General features: G+C 58.5%; 19 protein-coding genes. 5 read left to right on the forward strand and 14 right to left on the reverse strand.

Going from position 1 to position 19,867, the window contains the following annotated elements:
* Nucleotides 1-53 precede the first annotated feature (53 nt).
* Complete coding sequence (locus tag ACAM29_RS13315) at nucleotides 54-1,016, forward strand: outer membrane protein assembly factor BamD (protein WP_091826472.1); 963 nt, start codon at nucleotides 54-56, stop codon at nucleotides 1,014-1,016.
* 74 nt (nucleotides 1,017-1,090) lie between these two features.
* Here the strand turns inward: ACAM29_RS13315 and ACAM29_RS13320 are convergent, their stop codons facing one another.
* The 8 genes from ACAM29_RS13320 to murJ form a co-directional block, all read right to left on the reverse strand.
* Nucleotides 1,091-2,719 (reverse strand): NAD+ synthase, encoded by a 1,629-nt coding sequence (locus ACAM29_RS13320; protein ID WP_091826470.1) that lies wholly within the window; start codon nucleotides 2,717-2,719, stop codon nucleotides 1,091-1,093.
* Nucleotides 2,720-2,736: 17 nt separating this feature from the next.
* Nucleotides 2,737-3,843 (reverse strand): glycine oxidase ThiO, encoded by a 1,107-nt coding sequence (gene thiO / locus ACAM29_RS13325; protein WP_369624429.1) that lies wholly within the window; start codon nucleotides 3,841-3,843, stop codon nucleotides 2,737-2,739.
* Between the two features lie 63 nt (nucleotides 3,844-3,906).
* Nucleotides 3,907-4,446: a GspH/FimT family pseudopilin gene (locus ACAM29_RS13330; RefSeq protein WP_369624430.1), complete on the reverse strand. Its 540-nt coding sequence runs from the start codon at nucleotides 4,444-4,446 to the stop codon at nucleotides 3,907-3,909.
* A gap of 87 nt (nucleotides 4,447-4,533) precedes the next feature.
* Nucleotides 4,534-4,968, reverse strand: coding sequence for a peptidylprolyl isomerase (locus ACAM29_RS13335; protein WP_091826466.1), 435 nt, complete (start codon nucleotides 4,966-4,968; stop codon nucleotides 4,534-4,536).
* The gene (lspA, locus tag ACAM29_RS13340) at nucleotides 4,965-5,477 is read right to left on the reverse strand and encodes a signal peptidase II (protein WP_369624431.1); all 513 of its coding nucleotides are present in this window, start codon (nucleotides 5,475-5,477) and stop codon (nucleotides 4,965-4,967) included. The genes ACAM29_RS13335 and lspA overlap by 4 nt, the downstream gene beginning before the upstream one ends.
* Nucleotides 5,477-8,293: an isoleucine--tRNA ligase gene (gene ileS / locus ACAM29_RS13345; RefSeq protein ID WP_369624432.1), complete on the reverse strand. Its 2,817-nt coding sequence runs from the start codon at nucleotides 8,291-8,293 to the stop codon at nucleotides 5,477-5,479. The genes lspA and ileS overlap by 1 nt, the downstream gene beginning before the upstream one ends.
* A gap of 24 nt (nucleotides 8,294-8,317) precedes the next feature.
* Nucleotides 8,318-9,256, reverse strand: coding sequence for a bifunctional riboflavin kinase/FAD synthetase (gene ribF, locus ACAM29_RS13350; RefSeq protein ID WP_369624433.1), 939 nt, complete (start codon nucleotides 9,254-9,256; stop codon nucleotides 8,318-8,320).
* Nucleotides 9,257-9,337: 81 nt separating this feature from the next.
* Complete coding sequence (murJ, locus tag ACAM29_RS13355) at nucleotides 9,338-10,897, reverse strand: murein biosynthesis integral membrane protein MurJ (RefSeq protein ID WP_369624434.1); 1,560 nt, start codon at nucleotides 10,895-10,897, stop codon at nucleotides 9,338-9,340.
* A 190-nt stretch (nucleotides 10,898-11,087) separates the two neighbouring features.
* Here murJ and rpsT point away from each other — a divergent pair, with 190 nt between their 5' ends.
* Nucleotides 11,088-11,351 (forward strand): 30S ribosomal protein S20, encoded by a 264-nt coding sequence (gene rpsT, locus ACAM29_RS13360; RefSeq protein ID WP_091826457.1) that lies wholly within the window; start codon nucleotides 11,088-11,090, stop codon nucleotides 11,349-11,351.
* Nucleotides 11,352-11,443: 92 nt separating this feature from the next.
* On the opposite strand, the gene proB is transcribed toward rpsT, so the two are convergent.
* The 4 genes from proB to rplU form a co-directional block, all read right to left on the reverse strand.
* Entirely contained in the window at nucleotides 11,444-12,568 is a 1,125-nt protein-coding gene (gene proB, locus ACAM29_RS13365; RefSeq protein WP_091826456.1) for a glutamate 5-kinase, read from the reverse strand.
* Nucleotides 12,569-12,583: 15 nt separating this feature from the next.
* Complete coding sequence (gene cgtA / locus ACAM29_RS13370) at nucleotides 12,584-13,783, reverse strand: Obg family GTPase CgtA (protein WP_206841830.1); 1,200 nt, start codon at nucleotides 13,781-13,783, stop codon at nucleotides 12,584-12,586.
* Between the two features lie 148 nt (nucleotides 13,784-13,931).
* The gene (gene rpmA / locus ACAM29_RS13375; protein WP_091826454.1) at nucleotides 13,932-14,189 is read right to left on the reverse strand and encodes a 50S ribosomal protein L27; all 258 of its coding nucleotides are present in this window, start codon (nucleotides 14,187-14,189) and stop codon (nucleotides 13,932-13,934) included.
* A gap of 24 nt (nucleotides 14,190-14,213) precedes the next feature.
* Nucleotides 14,214-14,525, reverse strand: a complete 312-nt coding sequence (gene rplU / locus ACAM29_RS13380; RefSeq protein WP_091826453.1) for a 50S ribosomal protein L21 — start codon at nucleotides 14,523-14,525, stop codon at nucleotides 14,214-14,216.
* Between the two features lie 267 nt (nucleotides 14,526-14,792).
* Here rplU and ispB point away from each other — a divergent pair, with 267 nt between their 5' ends.
* The 3 genes from ispB to fabB all read left to right on the forward strand — a co-directional run bounded on the left by ispB (nucleotide 14,793) and on the right by fabB (nucleotide 17,742).
* Nucleotides 14,793-15,761 (forward strand): octaprenyl diphosphate synthase, encoded by a 969-nt coding sequence (gene ispB, locus ACAM29_RS13385; RefSeq protein WP_091826451.1) that lies wholly within the window; start codon nucleotides 14,793-14,795, stop codon nucleotides 15,759-15,761.
* 173 nt (nucleotides 15,762-15,934) lie between these two features.
* Nucleotides 15,935-16,450: a 3-hydroxyacyl-[acyl-carrier-protein] dehydratase FabA gene (gene fabA / locus ACAM29_RS13390; protein ID WP_369624435.1), complete on the forward strand. Its 516-nt coding sequence runs from the start codon at nucleotides 15,935-15,937 to the stop codon at nucleotides 16,448-16,450.
* 74 nt (nucleotides 16,451-16,524) lie between these two features.
* Nucleotides 16,525-17,742, forward strand: a complete 1,218-nt coding sequence (fabB, locus tag ACAM29_RS13395; protein WP_369624436.1) for a beta-ketoacyl-ACP synthase I — start codon at nucleotides 16,525-16,527, stop codon at nucleotides 17,740-17,742.
* 84 nt (nucleotides 17,743-17,826) lie between these two features.
* Here fabB and ACAM29_RS13400 read toward each other — a convergent pair whose 3' ends face one another.
* The gene (locus tag ACAM29_RS13400; protein ID WP_369624437.1) at nucleotides 17,827-18,573 is read right to left on the reverse strand and encodes a lysophospholipid acyltransferase family protein; all 747 of its coding nucleotides are present in this window, start codon (nucleotides 18,571-18,573) and stop codon (nucleotides 17,827-17,829) included.
* Complete coding sequence (locus ACAM29_RS13405; protein ID WP_369624438.1) at nucleotides 18,573-19,694, reverse strand: 1-acyl-sn-glycerol-3-phosphate acyltransferase; 1,122 nt, start codon at nucleotides 19,692-19,694, stop codon at nucleotides 18,573-18,575. Before ACAM29_RS13405 ends, ACAM29_RS13400 begins: the two co-directional genes overlap by 1 nt.
* Nucleotides 19,695-19,867 lie beyond the last annotated feature (173 nt).

Consider the following 19,867-nt stretch of genomic DNA (forward strand, 5'->3'; position numbering starts at 1 on the left):
CGAATCCGGCCAGTCACGCCGAATTCGGCTCCCAGCATCAGGAATGATCGATCATGCGACCCTTGAAAATCTTGGCTACTCTGGCGCTTTTCAGCCTGCTCTCCGCCTGCTCATGGTTTGGAGGCGACAAGGTGGCACCGGATGTACCGGAGCAGCAGCTCTATGACGAGGCACTCAGCGCTCTGGAAGCCGACAACTACGGCCTGGCGGTTGAAAAGCTGCAGCTGCTGGAAGCCCGCTATCCGTTTGGCCGTTACTCGGAGCAGGCTCAGCTGGAGTTGATCTACGCCTACTTCCGCAATTACGAACCCGAATCGGCCCGTGCCGCTGCCGACCGCTTCATTCGTCTGCACCCGAACCACGATAACATCGACTACGCCTACTACCTCAAGGGCCTGACCGCGTTCGAGGAAGACCGCTCCTTCTTCGAAAAATATCTGCCAATCGATGTGAGCCAGCGCGATCCCGGTGCCGCACTTGAGTCTTTCGAGAGCTTCTCGACCCTGCTCAACCGCTACCCGCAGAGCGAGTATGCACCGGATGCGCAAAAGCGCATGCAGTACCTGAAAAACCGTCTGGCTACCCACGAGATCCATGTAGCGTCCTACTACATGCGCCGTCAGGCTTGGGTGGCCGCAGCCAACCGTGGTCGTTATGTGGTCGAGAACCTGCAGGAAACTCCAGCCGTTCCCGATGCGCTGGCGATCATGGCCGAGGCCTATACCGAGCTGAACATGCATGACCTGGCCAAAAATGCATTGGAAGTGCTGCAGCTGAACTACCCGGAGTATCAGATACGTCCGTTCAAGCAAGACAGTGCGACCCTGATGCAAGCCGCCAGTTTTGGTCTATTTGGTGGTGCCGAGCCGGCTGAACCGGCCCGCCCCACTCCGGCCGCTGATCGCCTGCGGGCCGAAGCGCAGGATCGTGCAGACGCTGAAGAGCAAGCCAACAAGCGCTCGCTGTTCAGTCGCATGACCTTTGGTGTATTTGATGATGAGGATGCGGCCGAATAAGCCAAGACTTCATCCTTACGCACATAAAAAGGCCGGCAAATTGCCGGCCTTTTTTGTTGCAGCGACAACCGGAATCAGATTCCGGCTTTCCAGCCTGACGTAATCGGATAACGCCGGTCGCGGCCAAAGCCGCGCTGGGTTACGCGTGGCCCGATCGGTGCCTGACGCCGCTTGTACTCGTTTATATCGACCAGACGCAGCACTCGGTTTACATCCTCTGCGGCAAAACCCTCGTCGATAATCGCCTGAGCGGAGTAATCACGCTCCACATACAGTTCAAGAATGCGGTCCAGTACATCGTAGTCCGGCAGGCTGTCCTGATCGGTCTGGTCAGGCGCCAGCTCGGCCGATGGCGGACGATCGATGACGCGCTGAGGTATCACCGGCGACAGCGTATTGCGATAGCGCGACAGCCGGTATACCAGCGTTTTGGGGATATCCTTGAGCACATCAAAGCCACCGGCCATATCGCCGTACAGGGTGGAATAGCCCACGGCCATTTCACTCTTGTTACCGGTGGTAAGCACCAGGTAGCCTTTCTTGTTGGAGATCGCCATCAGCAGCACACCCCGACAGCGGGCCTGCAGGTTCTCTTCGGTGGTATCCGGGTTCAGCCCCTCGAACTGGGGCGCCAGCTGCTGCATGAAGCTGTCATACAGGGGCTCGATGGAGATCACATCATATTGAATGCCCAGCGCCCGCGCTTCGGCTTCGGCATCCTCAAGGCTCATTGAGGAGGTATAGCGGAACGGCATCATCACCGCTTCTACCCGGTCGGCACCCAGCGCATCCACCGCCACCGCCACCGTCAGGGCCGAATCGATGCCGCCCGAGAGCCCCAGCACCACGCCGCGAAAACCGTTCTTGTTGATGTAATCACGCACGCCTTGCACCAGTACCTGATAGACCAGTGCGTCACTGTCCGGCTCGGCCACGCCAGCCTGCTCCGGTTTCAGTACGCCCGTAGCCGGGTCAAAGCTGCAGCTGTACAGCGCTTCTTCGCAATGTACGCCCTGAAACAGAATATCGCCCTGTTCCGAGGCCAGCATGGAGCCGCCATCAAACACCAGCTCATCCTGTCCACCGGTCAGGTTCAGATACACCAGAGGGCAACCCAGTTGCTGCGCCCGCTGATTCAGTACATCGCGACGCTGTGCCGGCTTGCCGATATGGAAAGGGGATGCGTTGAGGCTCAGTACCAGCTCTGCACCCTCAGCCCTAAGCTGTTCAACCGGCCCGGTGTGCCAGATGTCTTCGCAGATGCTCAGGCCGATTTTGATGCCCTTGTGCTCAAACATTCCGACTTCATCGCCCGCCGCAAAATAGCGCTTCTCGTCGAACACCTGAAAGTTGGGCAGGCACTGCTTGGCATATTCATGCAGCAGCTCACCGTCACGGATCACGCCGGCCATGTTGTAAAGCGCGCCCTCGCGATAGCGTGGGTAGCCCAGCACCAGCGTGACCCCCGATACGGCGGCAAGAATGCGCTGCAGCGCTTCCTGAACACGCAGCTCAAGGCTGGGGCGCAGCAGCAGGTCTTCAGGCGGATAACCGGTCAGGGCCAGTTCGGGGAACAGCACGAGATCAGCGTTCAGTTCATCTCGTGCCTTGAGGGCCGTATCGATGATACGGCCCGTATTGCCGGGGATATCTCCCACCAGCAGATTCAGCTGGGCCATAACGACCCGGATCGGTGTGCTCATCTCTCTCCTGCGACTGCTCAGAGTGCCTGTAAACGTCCAGCAGGAGAGTATGCCTCAGGATTGATGACGGGTGAACGCTCAAGCAGCAGATCAGACAACAGGCGCGTGGACGCCGGCGCCAAAACCAGCCCGTTGCGGTAGTGTCCGGTATTCAGGTGCAGCCCCTTCCAGCCGGGAACGGCACCGATAAAGGGAATACCGTCAGGAGAGCCTGGACGCAGGCCGGCCCAGTGATGCTCGACTTCATATGCAGCCAGCTCGGGCACAATGCGGGTGGCGGTATCAAACAGGGAATGGCCAGCCTCTTCCGTGGTCTGCTTGTCAAAGCCCACATGCTCCAGTGTGCTGCCCACCAGTACACGGCCATCGTTGCGCGGAATAACGTAACGTCCCTCCAGCATCACCACGCGATTGACCAGCCCAACAGGGGCTCTGAACACCATCATCTGCCCGCGCACCGGCTCGACCGGCAGCTTCAGCCCCAATGATGCCAGCAGCTCACCACTCCAGGCCCCACCGGCCAGAATCACCTCATCGGCTTGATGCTGGCCACGAGCCGTTTTCACGCCGTTCACTCGCTCACCGAAGGTGGTAAAGCCCACAATCTCGGTATCTTCATACAGGGTGATATTGGGGTGCTTTTGTACGCTTTCGCGCAAAGCGCGACCAAGGCGCGGGTTGCGGATACTGGCGACTTCCGGCATCCAGATGCCGGACTCGAAGCCTGCTGCCAGATTGGGTTCGGTTTCGTAGATGAATGGGGCTTCAACGCGAGTCAGGGGGCGGTGATAGCGCCGCGCCCAGTCCAATGCTCGCTGCTCCTGTTCCGGGTCCACATTGACCATCAGCATCCCTTTCTGGCGCAGTTCAGGGTCGCAGCCAGTTTCTGAGTACAGGTCTTCAGCCAGATGCACATAGCTGCTCTGAGACCACAGCGCCAGCGCTGTCACTTCATCGCTGTAACGCCAGGGGTACAGCGGCGATACAATGCCGCCCCCCGCCCAGGACGCTTCACGGGCACATTGGCCGCGTTCAATCAGTTTTACCTTGGCACCGGCCTGCGCAAGCAGACGGGCAGTCATCAGGCCAATAACACCAGCACCGGCTATCAGAAAATCGGACATGGAACGACGCTCCCTTGTTACGTTTTGTGGTCAGGCTCCCTCCCGGTGGAGCCCATTTTCGCTTCAGGGGTTGATCACCTCAGTACGCACACGGCCCAGTAAAGAGACCACCACCCGGTGCTCGATGGCCGTGCCCTCTGCCTGCAGGGAAAATGTGCCATTGGAGCCACCCAGAGCTGTACCGTCCGGTTGATAGATCAGAGAATCACCCCGATTCCAGATTATGTTCACAGCTGTGTGAAAGTTTGCAACGTAAAACACTGTTTCCCCTGCGCCAACCCTGCGATCCTGATCCAGATCAACGAACAGCAGGGCTCCTTGCCACTGCCGCTGACCGGCGCGACCGGTTCCGGCACATTGAGCACCATCCAGTGTACGACAGACTGTTACCTGGCGATTGCGTGTGAGCGCTTCCGAGCGGGCACTGGCCAGCAACGAGCGAATTTCGGTTTGAGTCGATGCTAGCCGGCTGGAAGCCAGCAGGGAGTGAAAGCCGCCAGGGCCAATTGCAATCAGAATACCCAGTATGGCAATGGCCAACAGGCATTCGATCAGCGTAAGCCCCCGCTGGGAGGCCGGGGCAATATGGGTATGATCATCCATGATCCTGTCTCTTGCTGTACTTACCTTGTGCAGGCCGTTCTCATCCTGAGTCGGGCCTTTACAGACTGAACAGTCTGTCGGCGGGTGTCAAGCGGCCTCGACCGCCTCCACCTGCACTTCAAAGATAAGCGTCTTGCCGGCCAGTGGATGGTTAAAGTCCACTGTGACCTTGTCATCATTGAACTCGGTCACCATGCCCGGCAGCTCACCGCCCGGCTCCTGAAATGATACGACCAGGCCCGGCTCCAGCTCCATATCCTTGAACTGGCTGCGCGGCAGTATCTGGATATTGGAAGGGTTGTGCATGCCGAAGCCCCGCTCGGGGGCGATGGTCAATTCTGTGTGCTCGCCAGCCTTGAGGCCGAGCATCGCCTGCTCAAATCCTTCCGGGATATTGCCGTCGCCGAAGGTGAAGCTGGCGGGCTGAGCATCGAAGTTGCTGTCGATGATCTGTCCGTCCTGCAGTTTAATTGCAAAATGCAGACTGACCCGAGTACCGGGACCAATTGCAGCGTCTGTCATTTCTGTTCCTCAACAGTTGTGTCGTTACGGCTGAACAGCATATCGACCAGCAGCGCGAGGGTGCCCAGCGTGATGGCCGTGTCAGCGATATTAAAGGCCGGGAAGTAATAGCCTTCCCAGTGCAGCGATATGAAATCCACCACATGACCATGCACTGTACGATCATAAAGGTTGCCCAGAGCACCGCCCAGCACCAGCGCCAGTCCCACGCCCAACAGGTAATGTGACCGGGGAGTACGGTACATCCAGTGCAGAAGGAAGGCACTCATGCCCATAGCGATGGCCACGAACAGCCAGCGCTGCCAGCCACCAGCACCTGCCAGAAAGCTGAACGCGGCACCCGTGTTATAGAGCAGCGTCAGATCAAATACCGGCAGTAGAGGCACTGGGTTGGCATAGGTCAGCAGGCTGTCGGCCAGATACTTGCTGCCCAGATCAAGCACGATCACCAGCAGGCTGAGCCAAAGCCAGTGCAACGCACTGGCTCCTGTCTTGAGAGTCTTGGTCATCAGGCAAAATGGCGAGTTTCGCCCTCACCTTCAACGTTGCTGACGCAGCGACCGCACAGCTCTTCATGGCCGGCATGGCTGCCCACATCTTCGCGGTGGTGCCAGCAACGACCACACTTGGCATGACCAGAAGCCGCCACAGCCACCTTGAGGCCGTTCACATCCGTGGCCCGGGCATCACCGGCTTCGCTAAGCGGCTTCAGCGTGGCCTCGGAGGTGATCAGGACAAAGCGCAGCTCATCGCCCAGACGCTCCAGATCGGCCCGCAGACTGTCATCCACATACAGGATCGCCTCTGCCGCCAGTGAAGCCTTCACCAGCTTTTCGTTACGGGCATCTTCCAGACACTTGTTGACGGCGTCTTTCACCGCCATCACTCGCTGCCAGAACTCGCGACCGAAGGCATCGTCCTCAGCCAGCTCGAACAGCTCTTCATACCAGGTGGTCAGCAGAATCGAGTCCTTATGCTCGCCCGGCAACGCTTCATAGATCTCTTCAGCCGTGAAGCTGAGGATCGGCGCGATCCAGCGCACCAGCGCCTGGGCGATATGGAACAGAGCGGTCTGACAGGAACGACGCGCCAGCGAGTCCGGCTGGGTGGTGTACTGACGGTCCTTGATAATATCAAGATAGAACCCGCCCAGTTCCTGCACGCAGAAGTGGTGCACCTGCTGGTACACATCGAGGAAACGATAGCTGTCGTAGGCCGCAATTACCTTCTGCTGCAGACGCGCCGTGGCGTCTACGGCCCAACGGTCGAGTGCCAGCATGTCAGCAGCATCCACACTGTGGGTGGCCGGGTCGAAACCGTTCAGGTTGGCCAGCAGGAAGCGAGCGGTGTTACGAATACGACGGTAGGAATCAGCTGTGCGCTGCAGAATCTGCTTGGACACGGCCATTTCACCGGAGTAATCGGTCGAGGCGACCCAGAGGCGCAGGATATCGGCACCGAGGGTATCGGTGACTTCCTGTGGCGCGATCACGTTACCGAGCGACTTGGACATTTTGTAGCCCTTTTCGTCGACGGTGAAACCGTGGGTCAGCACCTGCTTGTAGGGCGCGCAGCCGTTGATGGCGATGGAGGTTTTCAGCGATGACTGGAACCAGCCACGGTGCTGGTCGGAACCTTCCAGATACATGTCGGCCGGGAAGCTGAGGCCTTCGCGCTCGCGCAGGACCGCATGGTGGGTCACACCGGAGTCGAACCAGACATCCAGAGTATCGGTGACCTTGTCGTAGTCGGCCGCTTCATCGCCCAGCAGTTCGGTTGCGTCCAGCTCAAACCAGGCATCGATGCCGCCCTGTTCGATCTTCTGCGCGACCTGCTCGATCAGTTCGGCGGTGCGCGGGTGCAGCTCACCGGTCTGCTTGTGGGTAAAGACGGTGATCGGCACGCCCCAGGTACGCTGGCGCGAGACACACCAGTCCGGGCTCTGCTCAACCATGGATTCAATGCGGTTCTGACCCCACTCGGGGAACCACTGCACGCCCTTGATCGCATCCAGCGCCTGGCTCTTCAGCTGCTTCGCCTCCATGGAGACAAACCACTGCGGTGTGGCACGGTAGATCAGCGGCGTTTTGGTGCGCCAGCAGTGCGGGTAGCTGTGCTGGAAACGCTTCAGGTGCACCAGGGTACCCTCACGCTCCAGCGCCTCGCACACCGGACCATCGGCCTTGTAGACGTGAACACCGGCAAATTCGCCGGCCGCATCGGTATAGGTACCGTCGGCCTGCACCAGGTTCAGTGTGCCCAGACCGTAGGCCTGACCGACCACAAAGTCTTCCATGCCGTGATCAGGCGCGGTGTGAACGGCACCGGTACCGGCATCGGTGGTGACATGATCACCGAGGATCACCGGCACCTGACGGTCATAGATCGGATGCTTGAGCTGCAGCAACTCCAGCGCTGCGCCGTTGCAGGTCGCCAGCACTTCAAACTTGTCCACACCCCAGCGCGCCATGATGTCGTCGACCATCTCGGCAGCCAAGACCATTCGATCCACACCCTGCTCGGTGTGCGCTTCCACCAGCGCATAATCCAGCGCGCCGTTGATCGACACCGCCTGGTTGGCGGGAATGGTCCAGGGCGTGGTGGTCCAGATCACCACCGACACCGGCGCCTCACCGGCAGTGGCGCCGAACAGTGCCAGCACCTTGTCCTGATCGATGAAGGTAAAACGCACATCGATGGCGGTGGAGGTCTTGTCCTGATATTCCACTTCGGCTTCAGCCAGTGCGGACTGACCGACCACACTCCAGTAGACCGGCTTGTAGCCCTTCACCAGATGGCCGTTGTCGATGATCTTGCCCAGCGCGCGCACGATGTTGGCTTCGGTGTCGAAGTTCATCGTCAGGTAGGGGTTGTCCCAGTCGCCCAGTACGCCCAGACGGATAAAATCCGCTTTCTGCCCGGCGACCTGCTCGGCGGCGTATTCGCGACACTTCTGACGGAATTCACGGTAGGGCACCTTATCACCGGCCTTGCCGATCAGGGTTTCGACCTTGTGCTCGATCGGCAGCCCGTGACAGTCCCACCCTGGCACGTAGGGGGCGTCAAAGCCGCTCAGAGTCCTGGACTTGATGATCATGTCCTTGATCACCTTGTTGACCGCATGACCGATATGAATATTACCGTTGGCGTAGGGAGGACCATCGTGGAGGATAAACGTCTTGCGTCCCTTGCCCTCTTCACGCAACTGACGATACAGGTCGATTTCATCCCAGCGCGCCAGACGAGCCGGTTCACGCTGCGGCAGGTTGCCGCGCATCGGGAATGCCGTTTCCGGCAGGTTGAGTGTCGCTTTGTAATCGGTCATAACAGGTCGCTTCCAGAGGTAAGGTCAGTCTCGGCCCGCCTGGGCAAACCAGGCGCGGACATGTTCAATATCGGCTTCTATCTGTGTCTTGAGCGCGTCCAGACCATCAAAGGCCTGTTCGGGGCGAATGAAGTGCAGAAACTCCACCCGCATCAGGCTGCCATACAACTCGGCCCCTGTGTAGTCGAGCAGGTGCGCTTCCAGCACCGGCAGGCGGCCATGCACGGTGGGACGCAACCCCACATTACAGACGGCAGGCAAACACTGGCCATCAAAATGAGCCCAGGCTGCAAACACCCCTCGCAGAGGACAGGGGTAGCGGTGCATGCGCACGTTCGCGGTTGGCACACCCAACTGCCGCCCCAGTTTCTGGCCATGCATCACTCGGCCGGTAACGGCGTAACGCCAACCCAGCAGTTGCTCGGCCAGCTCAAAATCATTCCGCATCAGCGCAGTGCGAACACGCGTGCTGCTGACACGCTCGCCCTGCAACGTGAAGGTGTGCGTACCCTCAACCGTGAAACCGTGACGCTCGCCGGCTTCGCACAGCATGTGATAGTCGCCGCGGCGGTCACAACCAAAACGGAAGTCATCGCCCACCACGAAATGCTCTACCGCCAGCCCCTTCAGCAGCAGCTCATTGATGAACGCTTCCGCCGACATCTGTCGCAGGCGTGCATTGAAGCTGAGGCAGACCACCCGGTCTACACCCTCGGCCGCCAACAGACGTACCTTTTCATCAAAACGAGTCAGACGGGGCGGCACGCTGTCGCCGCCAAAGAATTCACGCGGCTGGGGTTCAAAAATGATAACGACACTCGGCAGCCCAAGCGCAGCCGCCTTTGCCTTGACCTGCGCCAGCACCTTGCGATGGCCCAGGTGAACACCATCGAAGTTGCCAATTGTTGCCACGCAGCCACGGTGGCGATCACGCAGATTGTGTAAGCCTCGTATCAGTTCCATGCAGTTGCCGAGCCAGCGCCAGAATTTCGGACTGCGAAGTATATCGTACTCTGAACCCGGCGAGTACCGCTCAGAAAGTGTTCAACCGCGCAGATGGCGTAACCTGAGACCGGTCACCAGCAGCATCAGGAGATACGCCCCCGCTCCGGCCAGCACCAGCACTGTCATCCACTGCACTCGCAGCCATACACCTGCCTCAAGCCAGTTCCCGGCCAGCCAATTCATGATCAGCAACAACACCGCCACCAGCGTTATGGAAGCGCTGACCAGCCGGAACAGCATCATGGCCCAGCCCGGTTGCCAGCGGAACACGCCTTCCTTGATCAGCCCATGCAGCAGCCAGCCCGCATTCATGAAGGCAGAAATGGATGTCGCCAGCGCCAGCCCCACATGGTCGAGCGGCCAGATCAGAATCAAGTTGAGCACCATATTGGCAGCCATCGCCTTGACGGCGATTTTGACCGGGGTACGGGTATTCTGACGAGCAAAATAGCCCGGTGCCAGCACCTTGATCAGCATGAACGCCAGCAGACCGAAGGCATAGGCGCGCAGGCTCATGGCGGCCATCTGCACATCCCGATCGGTCATTTCACCGTAATGGAACAGGGTTGCGATCAGCGGCTCGGCCAGCACCGCCAACGCCAGCGCAGCGGGCAGACCGATCAGCAGAATCATGCGGATCGCCCAGTCGAGGGTATGGGCAAAACGTTCCGGGCTCTTTTCGGCATGGATGCGGGACAGACTGGGCAGAATCACGGTAGCGATAGCGATGCCGAACACCCCCAGCGGCAGCTCCGACAGCCGGTCGGAGTAGTACAGCCAGGACACACTGCCGGTCTGCAGGAAAGAGGCCAGCACGGTATCCAGCAGCAGATTGATTTGCGCTACCGAGACGCCGAACAGTGCCGGCAGCATCAGCTTAAGAATTCGGCGCACCCCCTCATCCTTGAAATCAGCCTTCGGAAGCGGCAACAGCCGCAGCCGCGCCAGGAACGGCAACTGGAACAGCAGCTGTACACCGCCAGCCATCAGCACTCCCCAGGCGAGCGCCATGATGGGGGTTTCGAACCAGGGGCTGAGCCAAACCGCCGAACCGATCAGGCAAAGATTCAGCAGCACCGGGGTAAAGGCCGGAATGGCGAAGCGCTCGTAGCTGTTCAAAATGGCGCCGCAAAAAGCAGTCAGAGAGATCAGCAACAGATAGGGAAAGGTGATTCTGAGCATGTCGGCGGCAAGCTCAAACTTTTCGCCACCGGCCATGTAAAAGCCCGGCGCAAAAACAACAGCCAGCACAGGCGCTCCTATCACCGCAATTGCTGTGACCAGCACCAGCACCGAACCCAGCGCCCCGGCAACGCGATCAACAAGCTGTTTGACCGCGGCAAGATCTCGCTGGCTGCGATACTCGGACAGCACCGGCACAAAGGCCTGGGAGAAAGCGCCCTCGGCAAACAGACGGCGGAGGAAGTTGGGTATCTTGAATGCGACAAAGAAGGCATCGGCACTGCCACTGGCACCAAAGTAATTGGCAATCACCACATCACGCACTAGGCCAAGCACTCGCGACATCATGGTCATGATGCCCACAACGCCACTGGAGCGCAGTAGCCCGACACCGCCCCGTTTCGCCTTGTCTGTCACACTGACCCCTTTATTGAAATGCAAAAAATGTGCGCCGATCATATCCCCCTTTGCCAGACAGACAAAGTGGATTCAAGACGACGCGCGTAAAGGTTGACATCGACCGGCCGGACATGAATAATGTCGCGTCTAATTTTCGGCACTCGCATCGTCGTAATCTGATCAACCCAATTATCAAAGGAGCCGGACCGTGGCTAATTCCGCAGGATCCAAAAAACGCGCTCGCCAGGCGGAGAAGCGTCGTCAACACAACGCTAGCCTGCGCTCCATGGCGCGCACGTACATGAAAAAAGTAATCGCTGCCATCGACGGCGGTGACAAGGCTGCTGCTGAAGCAGCGTTCAAGGTCGCTCAGCCGATCATGGACAGCTCTGTAACCAAAGGCATCTTCCACAAGAACAAGATCGCCCGCACCAAGAGCCGCCTGACCGCTCGCATCAAGGCAATGGCATAAGTCACTACCTTGTCAGCATAAAAAAACCGGCAATTGCCGGTTTTTTTGTGCCTGTCATTCAGCTGCTGTAATAACGCCGCGAGGTACCGACCTCAGGCCAGCACCAGGTTATCGCGGTGCACCAGCTCTTCCTCGCCCATGAAGCCCAGCAATGACTCGATTTCGCGACTGGGACGACCGATAATTCGACGCGCATCCTCTACGCCGTAATTTGCCAGCCCGCGTGCAACCACACGCCCCTGCTCATCCATCATCATCACCATCTCGCCACGCGAGAAATCACCGCTGACCGAGCGCACCCCAGCAGGCAGGAGACTCTTGCCCCGTTCCGCCAGCGCCATCACGGCACCAGCATCCAGCACCAGCGTACCGCGCGCCTGCAGGTGCCCGGCAATCCACTGCTTGCGTGCCGCCATGGGCTCTCTCTCAGGCAACAGTAGAGTACCGATCAGCTCACCGCGGTGGAGCCGCAGCAGCACATCCGGCTCGCGCCCACTGGCAATCAGCGTCAGTGCACCAGAGCGCGCTGCCAGCTTGGCTGCACGCACCTTGGTCGCCATGCCACCGCGTCCAAGCCGACCACCATCTCCAGCCATGGCGACCAGTCGCTCATCCTCCGCCATCGCTTCACTGATCAGCTCTGCATCGGGATTGCTGCGCGGATCAGCGGTATACAGCCCCTGCTGATCAGTCAGCAGTACCAGCACATCCGCTTCGACCGCGTTGGCCACCAGCGCCCCCAGCGTATCGTTGTCACCGAAGCGAATCTCACTGGTGACAACGGTATCGTTTTCGTTGACCACTGCAACCACACCCAGCTCGATCAGGGTACGCAGCGTGGAGCGAGCATTGAGATAGCGCTTGCGATTGGACAGGTCATCGTGGGTCAGCAATATCTGAGCCGTGTGCATGCCGTGACGACGGAAATTGGTCTCATAGGCCTGCACCAACCCCATCTGACCGACAGCCGCTGCCGCTTGAAGGCGGTAAATCTCGCGCGGACGCCCAGCCCAGCCCAGCCGGGTCATTCCCTCAGCCACTGAGCCGGAAGACACCAGCACCACCTCGACACCACTGCGCGTCAGCTCTACCAGCTGGTCCACCCAGTGCGCAATGGCGACCTGATCCAGCCCCTGACCATCATTGGTCAGCAGCGCACTGCCAATCTTGACCACCCAGCGCCCGCGCTGGGTCAGACCATTACGTCCCGCTGTCACCTTATACCTTCTCCGTCAGGGTACATACTCCACTTCGACATCGTAATCATCATCGTCGAAGTCATCATCATCGAGACCATCATCCGCCATGCGACGCGCCCGCTGCTCCATGCGCAGACGCTGCAGATTTTCACGCGCCTCTTCATCGATCAGTGCACGCGTATGCCTCTCCTGCTCGAGCAGTTCCGGATCTTCCGCTATAGCTGCCGCACGGGCATCCAGAAAATCCTGCAGATCATGCACCAGCGGCGTCAGCCCCAGCTTGTTCAGCGCTGAAATTCGATACACTGGACCTTCCCAGCCCAACGCGTCGATTACGGCCTGACAGGCTGCATCCTGCTCCTCTTCAGGCAACATATCCAGCTTGTTCAGCACCAGCCAGCGCGGCTGTTGCGCCAGCGTCTGGCTGAATTTTTCAAGTTCGTTCACGGCGGTCACCGCCGCCTGCGCGGGCGTAGTTTCATCCCAGGGCGCCATATCCACCAGATGCAGCAGCACCCGGTTGCGCGCCAGATGCTTGAGGAAGCGAATCCCCAGCCCCGCGCCTTCGGCCGCACCTTCGATGATGCCCGGAATATCGGCCACCACGAAGCTGCGATGCGCTTCGGTGCGCACCACGCCAAGGTTGGGCACCAGCGTTGTAAACGGGTAATCCGCCACTTTCGGCTTGGCTGCCGAGATGGAGCGAATAAGGGTGGACTTGCCCGCATTGGGCAGACCCAACAACCCTACATCGGCCAACACCTTCAGCTCCAGCCGCAGGTTGCGCAATTCGCCTTCACTGCCTTTGGTGGTCTGGCGTGGTGCGCGGTTGACACTGCTTTTGAAGCGCGTATTACCCAGGCCATGAAAACCGCCCTGAGCAATCTTGTCCTGCTGACCGATGCGGGTTAGATCCGCCAACACCTCTCCGGTATCGACATCCACTATTGTTGTACCCACGGGCACCTTCAGGATCAGATCTTCACCCTTGGAGCCGGTACAGTTGCGACCGCTGCCGGATTCACCGTTCTGCGCCTTGAATCGGCGGGTAAAGCGATAGTCGATCAGCGTATTGAGCGATTCATCCGCCTCAACCCAGATCGAGCCACCATCACCGCCATCTCCGCCATCAGGCCCGCCCTTTGGAATGAATTTCTCACGCCGGAAGCTCAGACAGCCGTTACCACCCTTGCCAGCTTCCACTGTGATGGTCGCTTCATCTACAAATTTCATCATTACCTCCAACTTTCATTCATCCCGGGATCAGAGGAGCATACCCCCTCAATCCGGGCGGGACAGCCGGATGCTTGCGCACGGCCGCCTGCAAACGAAAAAAGCCCCGCCTGGGCGGAGCTTTTCGATGCGAGTATCAGATCACTGCTCAGGCAGGAACGACGCTCACATATTTACGGTTGTTCGGACCCTTGACCTCGAACTTGACCACGCCGTTTGCAGTTGCAAACAGGGTGTGATCCTTGCCCAGGCCAACGTTGGTGCCGGCGTGGAACTTGGTGCCACGCTGACGGATCAGAATGTTACCCGCGATAACGGCCTGACCACCGAAACGCTTTACGCCCAGACGCTTTGATTGTGAGTCGCGGCCGTTACGCGTTGAACCACCAGCCTTCTTATGAGCCATTATTCAATCTCCTAATTCGGTTGATCAGCCACTGATGCCTGTGATTTTAACTTCTGTAAACCACTGACGGTGACCCTGACGCTTCATGTGATGCTTGCGGCGACGGAACTTGATGATGGTGACCTTGTCACCACGGCCGTGAGCTACAACTTCTGCAGCCACTTTGGCACCTTCAACAACCGGAGCACCGACCTTAACGTCGTCGCCGTTACCGACCAGCAAAACGCGGTCGAACTCAACGCTGGAACCTGCTTCAGCAGTCAGTTTTTCCAGCTTCAGTGTCTGTCCTTCCTGCACACGGTACTGTTTACCGCCGCTTACGATTACTGCAAACATGCTTTTCTCCAAGTATTAACCTGCCCGGCTACTGGAAACGAAACCTACTTCTAATGGCCGAAGTCTGAAGACTTCTGGACACCCTATGGTAGGGAGCGATCGTGGACAGGTTTAAGGCGCGCAATTTTACCCGAGTCCCTCGTTACAGGCAAGCGCAATCCTTGCCAAATCCCCCGCCCCGACGCCCGTCTCCCAGCTCGGCTTGACACCCTTCTCCCAGCCCCCTAGCATGCGGCGGGTGTTCAGTCCACATACAGAACCCCGCCCATGCAGCCACACCAGCTTAATCCGACCATAGAGCCGCAGTTCGATGCGGTAACCGATTATATTCTTAACCACCTTGGGTCGACTGTGCCCCTGGTCGAGAAGATCGGTCACTATATTGTCGCCGGCGGCGGCAAGCGACTGCGCCCGCTGCTGGTACTGCTCAGCGCCAACGCTTGCGGCTACAGGGGCGAGCAGCACATCCCGCTGGCCGCCGTAATCGAATTCATCCATACCGCTACCCTGCTGCACGACGATGTTGTGGATAACTCAGAGCTGCGCCGTGGCAATGCAACCGCCAATGCCAAATGGGGCAATGCGCCCAGCGTACTGGTGGGTGATTTTCTCTATTCCCGCGCTTTCCAGATCATGGTCGAGATAAACCGCATGGAGATCATGCAGGTGATCTCCAATGCAACTACCGTAATCGCCGAAGGTGAAGTGTTACAGCTGCTGAATCAGCGCAATCCGGACACCTCCGAAGAGTCCTACATGCAGGTCATTCTCGGCAAAACGGCGATGCTGTTTGAGGCTGCTACCGAAGTTGGCGCCATTCTGGCCGATGCCAGCGCAGAGGAGCGAGAAGCACTGCGCCTGTACGGTCGCCACCTGGGTATCGCCTTCCAGCTGGTGGACGACTTGATGGACTATCTGTCCGACAGCGCCACCATGGGCAAGAATGTCGGTGATGACCTGGCGGAAGGCAAGGCCACCCTGCCACTGATCCACGCCATGCGAGTCGGCAGCGAGACTGAGCGCAAACTGATTCGTGGCGCCATTCGCGAAGGCGGTCTGGACGATCTGCAACCGGTACTGGATATCGTGCAGCGCACAGGGTCAATCGACTACACCCGTCAGCAGGCCGAAGCCGAAGTCAGTCGCGCCATTACCGCGCTGGAAGCACTGCCGGCCAGTTCTTTCCGTGAGACACTCACCACCCTGGCACAGATGGCAACCCGCCGCACCAGCTGATCCCTGAGCACGCTGCAGCTCGACTGCGGCGTGCAACTTGAGCCTTTGCAGCCGCTAAAATCCCTCATCTGATCCGATATCGATCAAATAAGGGCACACAGGCCGTGCCTGCAGGCAGTCAAATCGGTATAATCGGGCAAATTTTATGAAATGCCTTGGATATACGGTTTCCTATGACTAGACCCTCCTCCTTTGAACGTGAAGAGCTGCTCAAGTGCGGCCATGGCGAGATGTTCGGCCCAGGCAATGCCCAGCTGCCGGTCGGCAACATGCTGATGCTGGACCGCATCATCGAGATCAACACCGATGGTGGTCAGTACGGCAAGGGTGAGATCATCGCCGAACTCGATATCCGCCCAGACCTTTGGTTCTTTGACTGCCACTTCCCGGAAGACCCTGTCATGCCGGGCTGTCTCGGTCTTGATGCCATGTGGCAGCTGGTAGGCTTTTTCCTCGGCTGGCGCGGCAATGAAGGACGCGGGCGCGCACTGGGCTCCGGCGAAGTCAAGTTCACCGGTCAGGTGCTTCCCACTGCCAGCAAGGTGACCTATCACATCGAGCTCAAGCGTGTCATCGAGCGCAAGCTGGTTATGGGTATAGCCGATGGTTCACTGTCTGTTGACGGCCGTACCATCTATACTGCCACGGACCTGCGTGTCGGCCTGTTCAAGCAGACAGATAACTTCTGAGCCTGAACTTCGACCCGTTAACCTTGCCATATAATAAGACAGTATATTTCTGAACGATTGAAGAGAGGCTACACATGCGACGCGTCGTTGTGACCGGTATGGGGATCGTTTCCTGCCTGGGAAATGATCTGGAAACAGTTCTGGACTCACTGAAGCAGGGCCGCTCCGGCATCAAGTTTCAGCCGGAGTACAAGGAGCTTGGCTTCCGCAGTCAGGTTGCGGGCAGCATCGATATCGACCTGGACAACCTGATCGATCGCAAGCTGCGTCGATTCATGGGCAACGCTGCGGCTTATGCCTACCTGGCCATGAAGCAGGCGATTGAAGATTCCGGCCTGAGCGAAGACCAGATCTCCAATGTCCGTACCGGCCTGATCGCCGGCTCAGGGGGTGCATCTTCAGCCGATATCGTTGAAACCGCTGATATTCTGCGTGAAAAAGGTGTCCGCCGCGTAGGCCCCTACCGCGTTACCCGCACCATGGGCTCCACCGTCTCCGCCTGTCTGGCAACTCCGTTCAAGATCAAGGGTGTCAACTACTCGATCACCTCAGCCTGCGCGACCAGTGCACACTGCATCGGTAGCGCCATGGAGCAGATCCAGCTCGGCAAGCAGGACGTTGTTTTTGCCGGTGGTGGTGAAGAGCTGCACTGGTCGCTGAGTGTCATGTTTGACGCCATGGGCGCGCTGTCCAGCAAGTACAACGATACTCCGGAAAAAGCGTCTCGTGCTTATGACGCCAATCGCGACGGTTTCGTGATCGCAGGTGGTGCCGGCATGCTGGTGCTCGAAGAACTGGAGCACGCCAAAGCTCGTGGCGCCAAGATTTACGCTGAGCTGACTGGCTACGGCGCTACTTCCGACGGCTACGACATGGTTGCACCGTCCGGTGAAGGCGCCATTCGTTGCATGCAGCAGGCGATGGCCACCGTAGATGGCCCCATCGACTACATCAACTCCCACGGCACCTCCACTCCGGCTGGTGACATTCAGGAGCTGAAGGCGATGAAGCAGACCTTCGGTGACAAGATGCCGCCGGTCAGCTCTACCAAGTCACTCACCGGTCACTCACTGGGCGCCACCGGTGCACAGGAAGCGATCTACTCGATCCTGATGCAGCAGAACAACTTCATCTGTGCGTCGGCCAACATCGAAGAACTGGATCCGGAAGCGGCCGGCATGCCGGTTGTCACGGAACGCAAGGACAACATCGAGCTCAAGCGCGTCATGTCCAACAGCTTCGGCTTCGGCGGCACCAACTCAACTTTGGTGTTCGAGAAATACGAAGGCTGATACTGCGGCCAGCCCCGTTGGCTGGCCCATAAAAAAGCCGCTCATAATGGAGCGGCTTTTTTATGGGCCGAATTCAACCTTAGCTTACTCCAGACTGCCCTGCTCTCGCATGGTCTGCTCCAGCCAGCCTGCTACTTCAGCATGCACTTCATCCACACTGCGCCCTTCCGTCTGGATCGCGGGACCTACACTGACCTGCACGGTGCCGGGATACTTGACGAACGAGTTACCGGGCCAGTAAAGACCCGCATTATGTGCCACCGGTACAATCGGTACACCTCGACTCACGGCCAGCATCGCACCGCCCTTGTTCAGCTTGCCCATCTGCCCCACAGGTACACGTGTACCCTGCGGGAAAATCAGCAATGGAATACCGCTGTCCAGCCGCTGCTGCCCCTGCTCCAGCAGCTGTTTCAGCGCACCGCGCCGCTTGCTGCGATCAAGCGCGATCGGACGCAACAGCGCCAGTGCCCAGCCGAACAGCGGGATTCGTAGCAGCTCGCGCTTGAGCACCACGGCCTGAGGCCGAATGAGTGTCTGGAAGTACAGCGTCTCCCACTCGCTCTGATGATTGGCCACAACCACATACGCACCTTCTTTTGGAAGATGCTCACGCCCCTTCAGTTCAACTCCCAAACCACAGCAGATGCGCAACCAGTCGATATAGAAGTAATTGATCAGGGTCAGAAACTTGAACCGGGCCCGAAACGGCAGCAATGGGCCAATCAGCAAACAGGGAATCGCAAACAGCATGGTCAACGGGTAAAAGCCAACTGCATAGAGCAGGCCGCGCAGATACAGCCACATGCTGCCAGAGCGTTGAGCAGGCATCAGCTCTCCCCCTGGCTGGCATTGTGATGATTGATGACCGGGTTGGCGTACATCTGACGCAGGAACGGCCGCTCCTCATCGCTCACATTTTCAAGGCGCGCGTCAAAGGCCTGCTGCTGCTCGACACTGACCGCCTCGCCGGCAGCAGCAAGATTGCTTGGGTGCAGCCGGTAATTGAGGTGGATTTGACGATCGATCTCAGCGGCAATCTGCTCAGGGGTTTCAAACTCGCCACTCAGCGGAGTACCAAAAGCGATGTGAACCTCCCCCTTGTCGCCGGTAATGCCTCGGACAATACTGCTGATATCCTCGTATTCAGATTTCTCGTATGCACCGTGCAGCGCAACAGCGGCCAGCTCACGAGCCTTGAGCGCATCACAGGGGTCAAGCTCATAGGCAATGGATACCGGTACAATGTTGAGCCGCCCCACCATCTCGCCCAGGCTGCGCTGCTTGCGGTGCGACATGTAGAACATTTTCATCAATGCCGGATCTGTACGGTCATTGCCATCTTTCGCTCGCCCCTCGCGCTGCGCGATCCAGATAGAGTGGCCATTGCTGATGCTGTGATCGATGTAGGAAGAGAGTTGAGTCAGCGCCGACATCATCTCTCGCCCCTTGGCAGAGCGATTAACGATGAAGCTTTTATTAAGCCGCATCAGGTCCGACACATAGGGTTTGCGCAGAAGGTTATCACCGATCGCAATGCGCACCGTCGACATGCCAGCCTTATAGCGAACCCAGTTCACAAACGCCGGGTCCATGGCGATATCACGGTGATTGGATACGAACAGATAAGCTTCGTTGGGGTCCAAACGCTCAATACCCGAGCAGCTAACCCGCGTTGTGGTGCGTCCGATCATTTTCTGCATGTAATCGGCCACCAGCTGCTGGAAACCATCTATGCTTTCGATCTCGCCAACTCGTGCTGCCACAGCAATGCGCACCAGTGGACGCAGCAGCCAGCCCAGCAGGCCGGAAGCCCTGGGAAACTGGTAGCGTGTCAGGGCCGAAATACATTCGTCGTCGCGCACCAGCCGCTGAAGTACCGCCTCGACTTCATCATCCCGGTAGGGGCGGATGGACTGATAGGGATCCGGTGTCAGAGTCTGAGCATTCATTCGCGTATATCACGCCTCTAGCGGCTGCTGAAAAGTTGCACATTTTACCCTGTTACTGCCCGTTTTACAGTGCAACGGGAGGTAAAACATTCCCCTGCAGGCAAAGGCGAATTTCAAATCAGACATGCCGCAGGTATAGTGAAGCCCATCCAACACCCACCCGCCTGCAATAG

Origin of the sequence: Marinobacterium sp. BA1 (assembly GCF_041155135.1) — a bacterium.
GTDB lineage: Bacteria > Pseudomonadota > Gammaproteobacteria > Pseudomonadales > Balneatricaceae > Marinobacterium > Marinobacterium iners.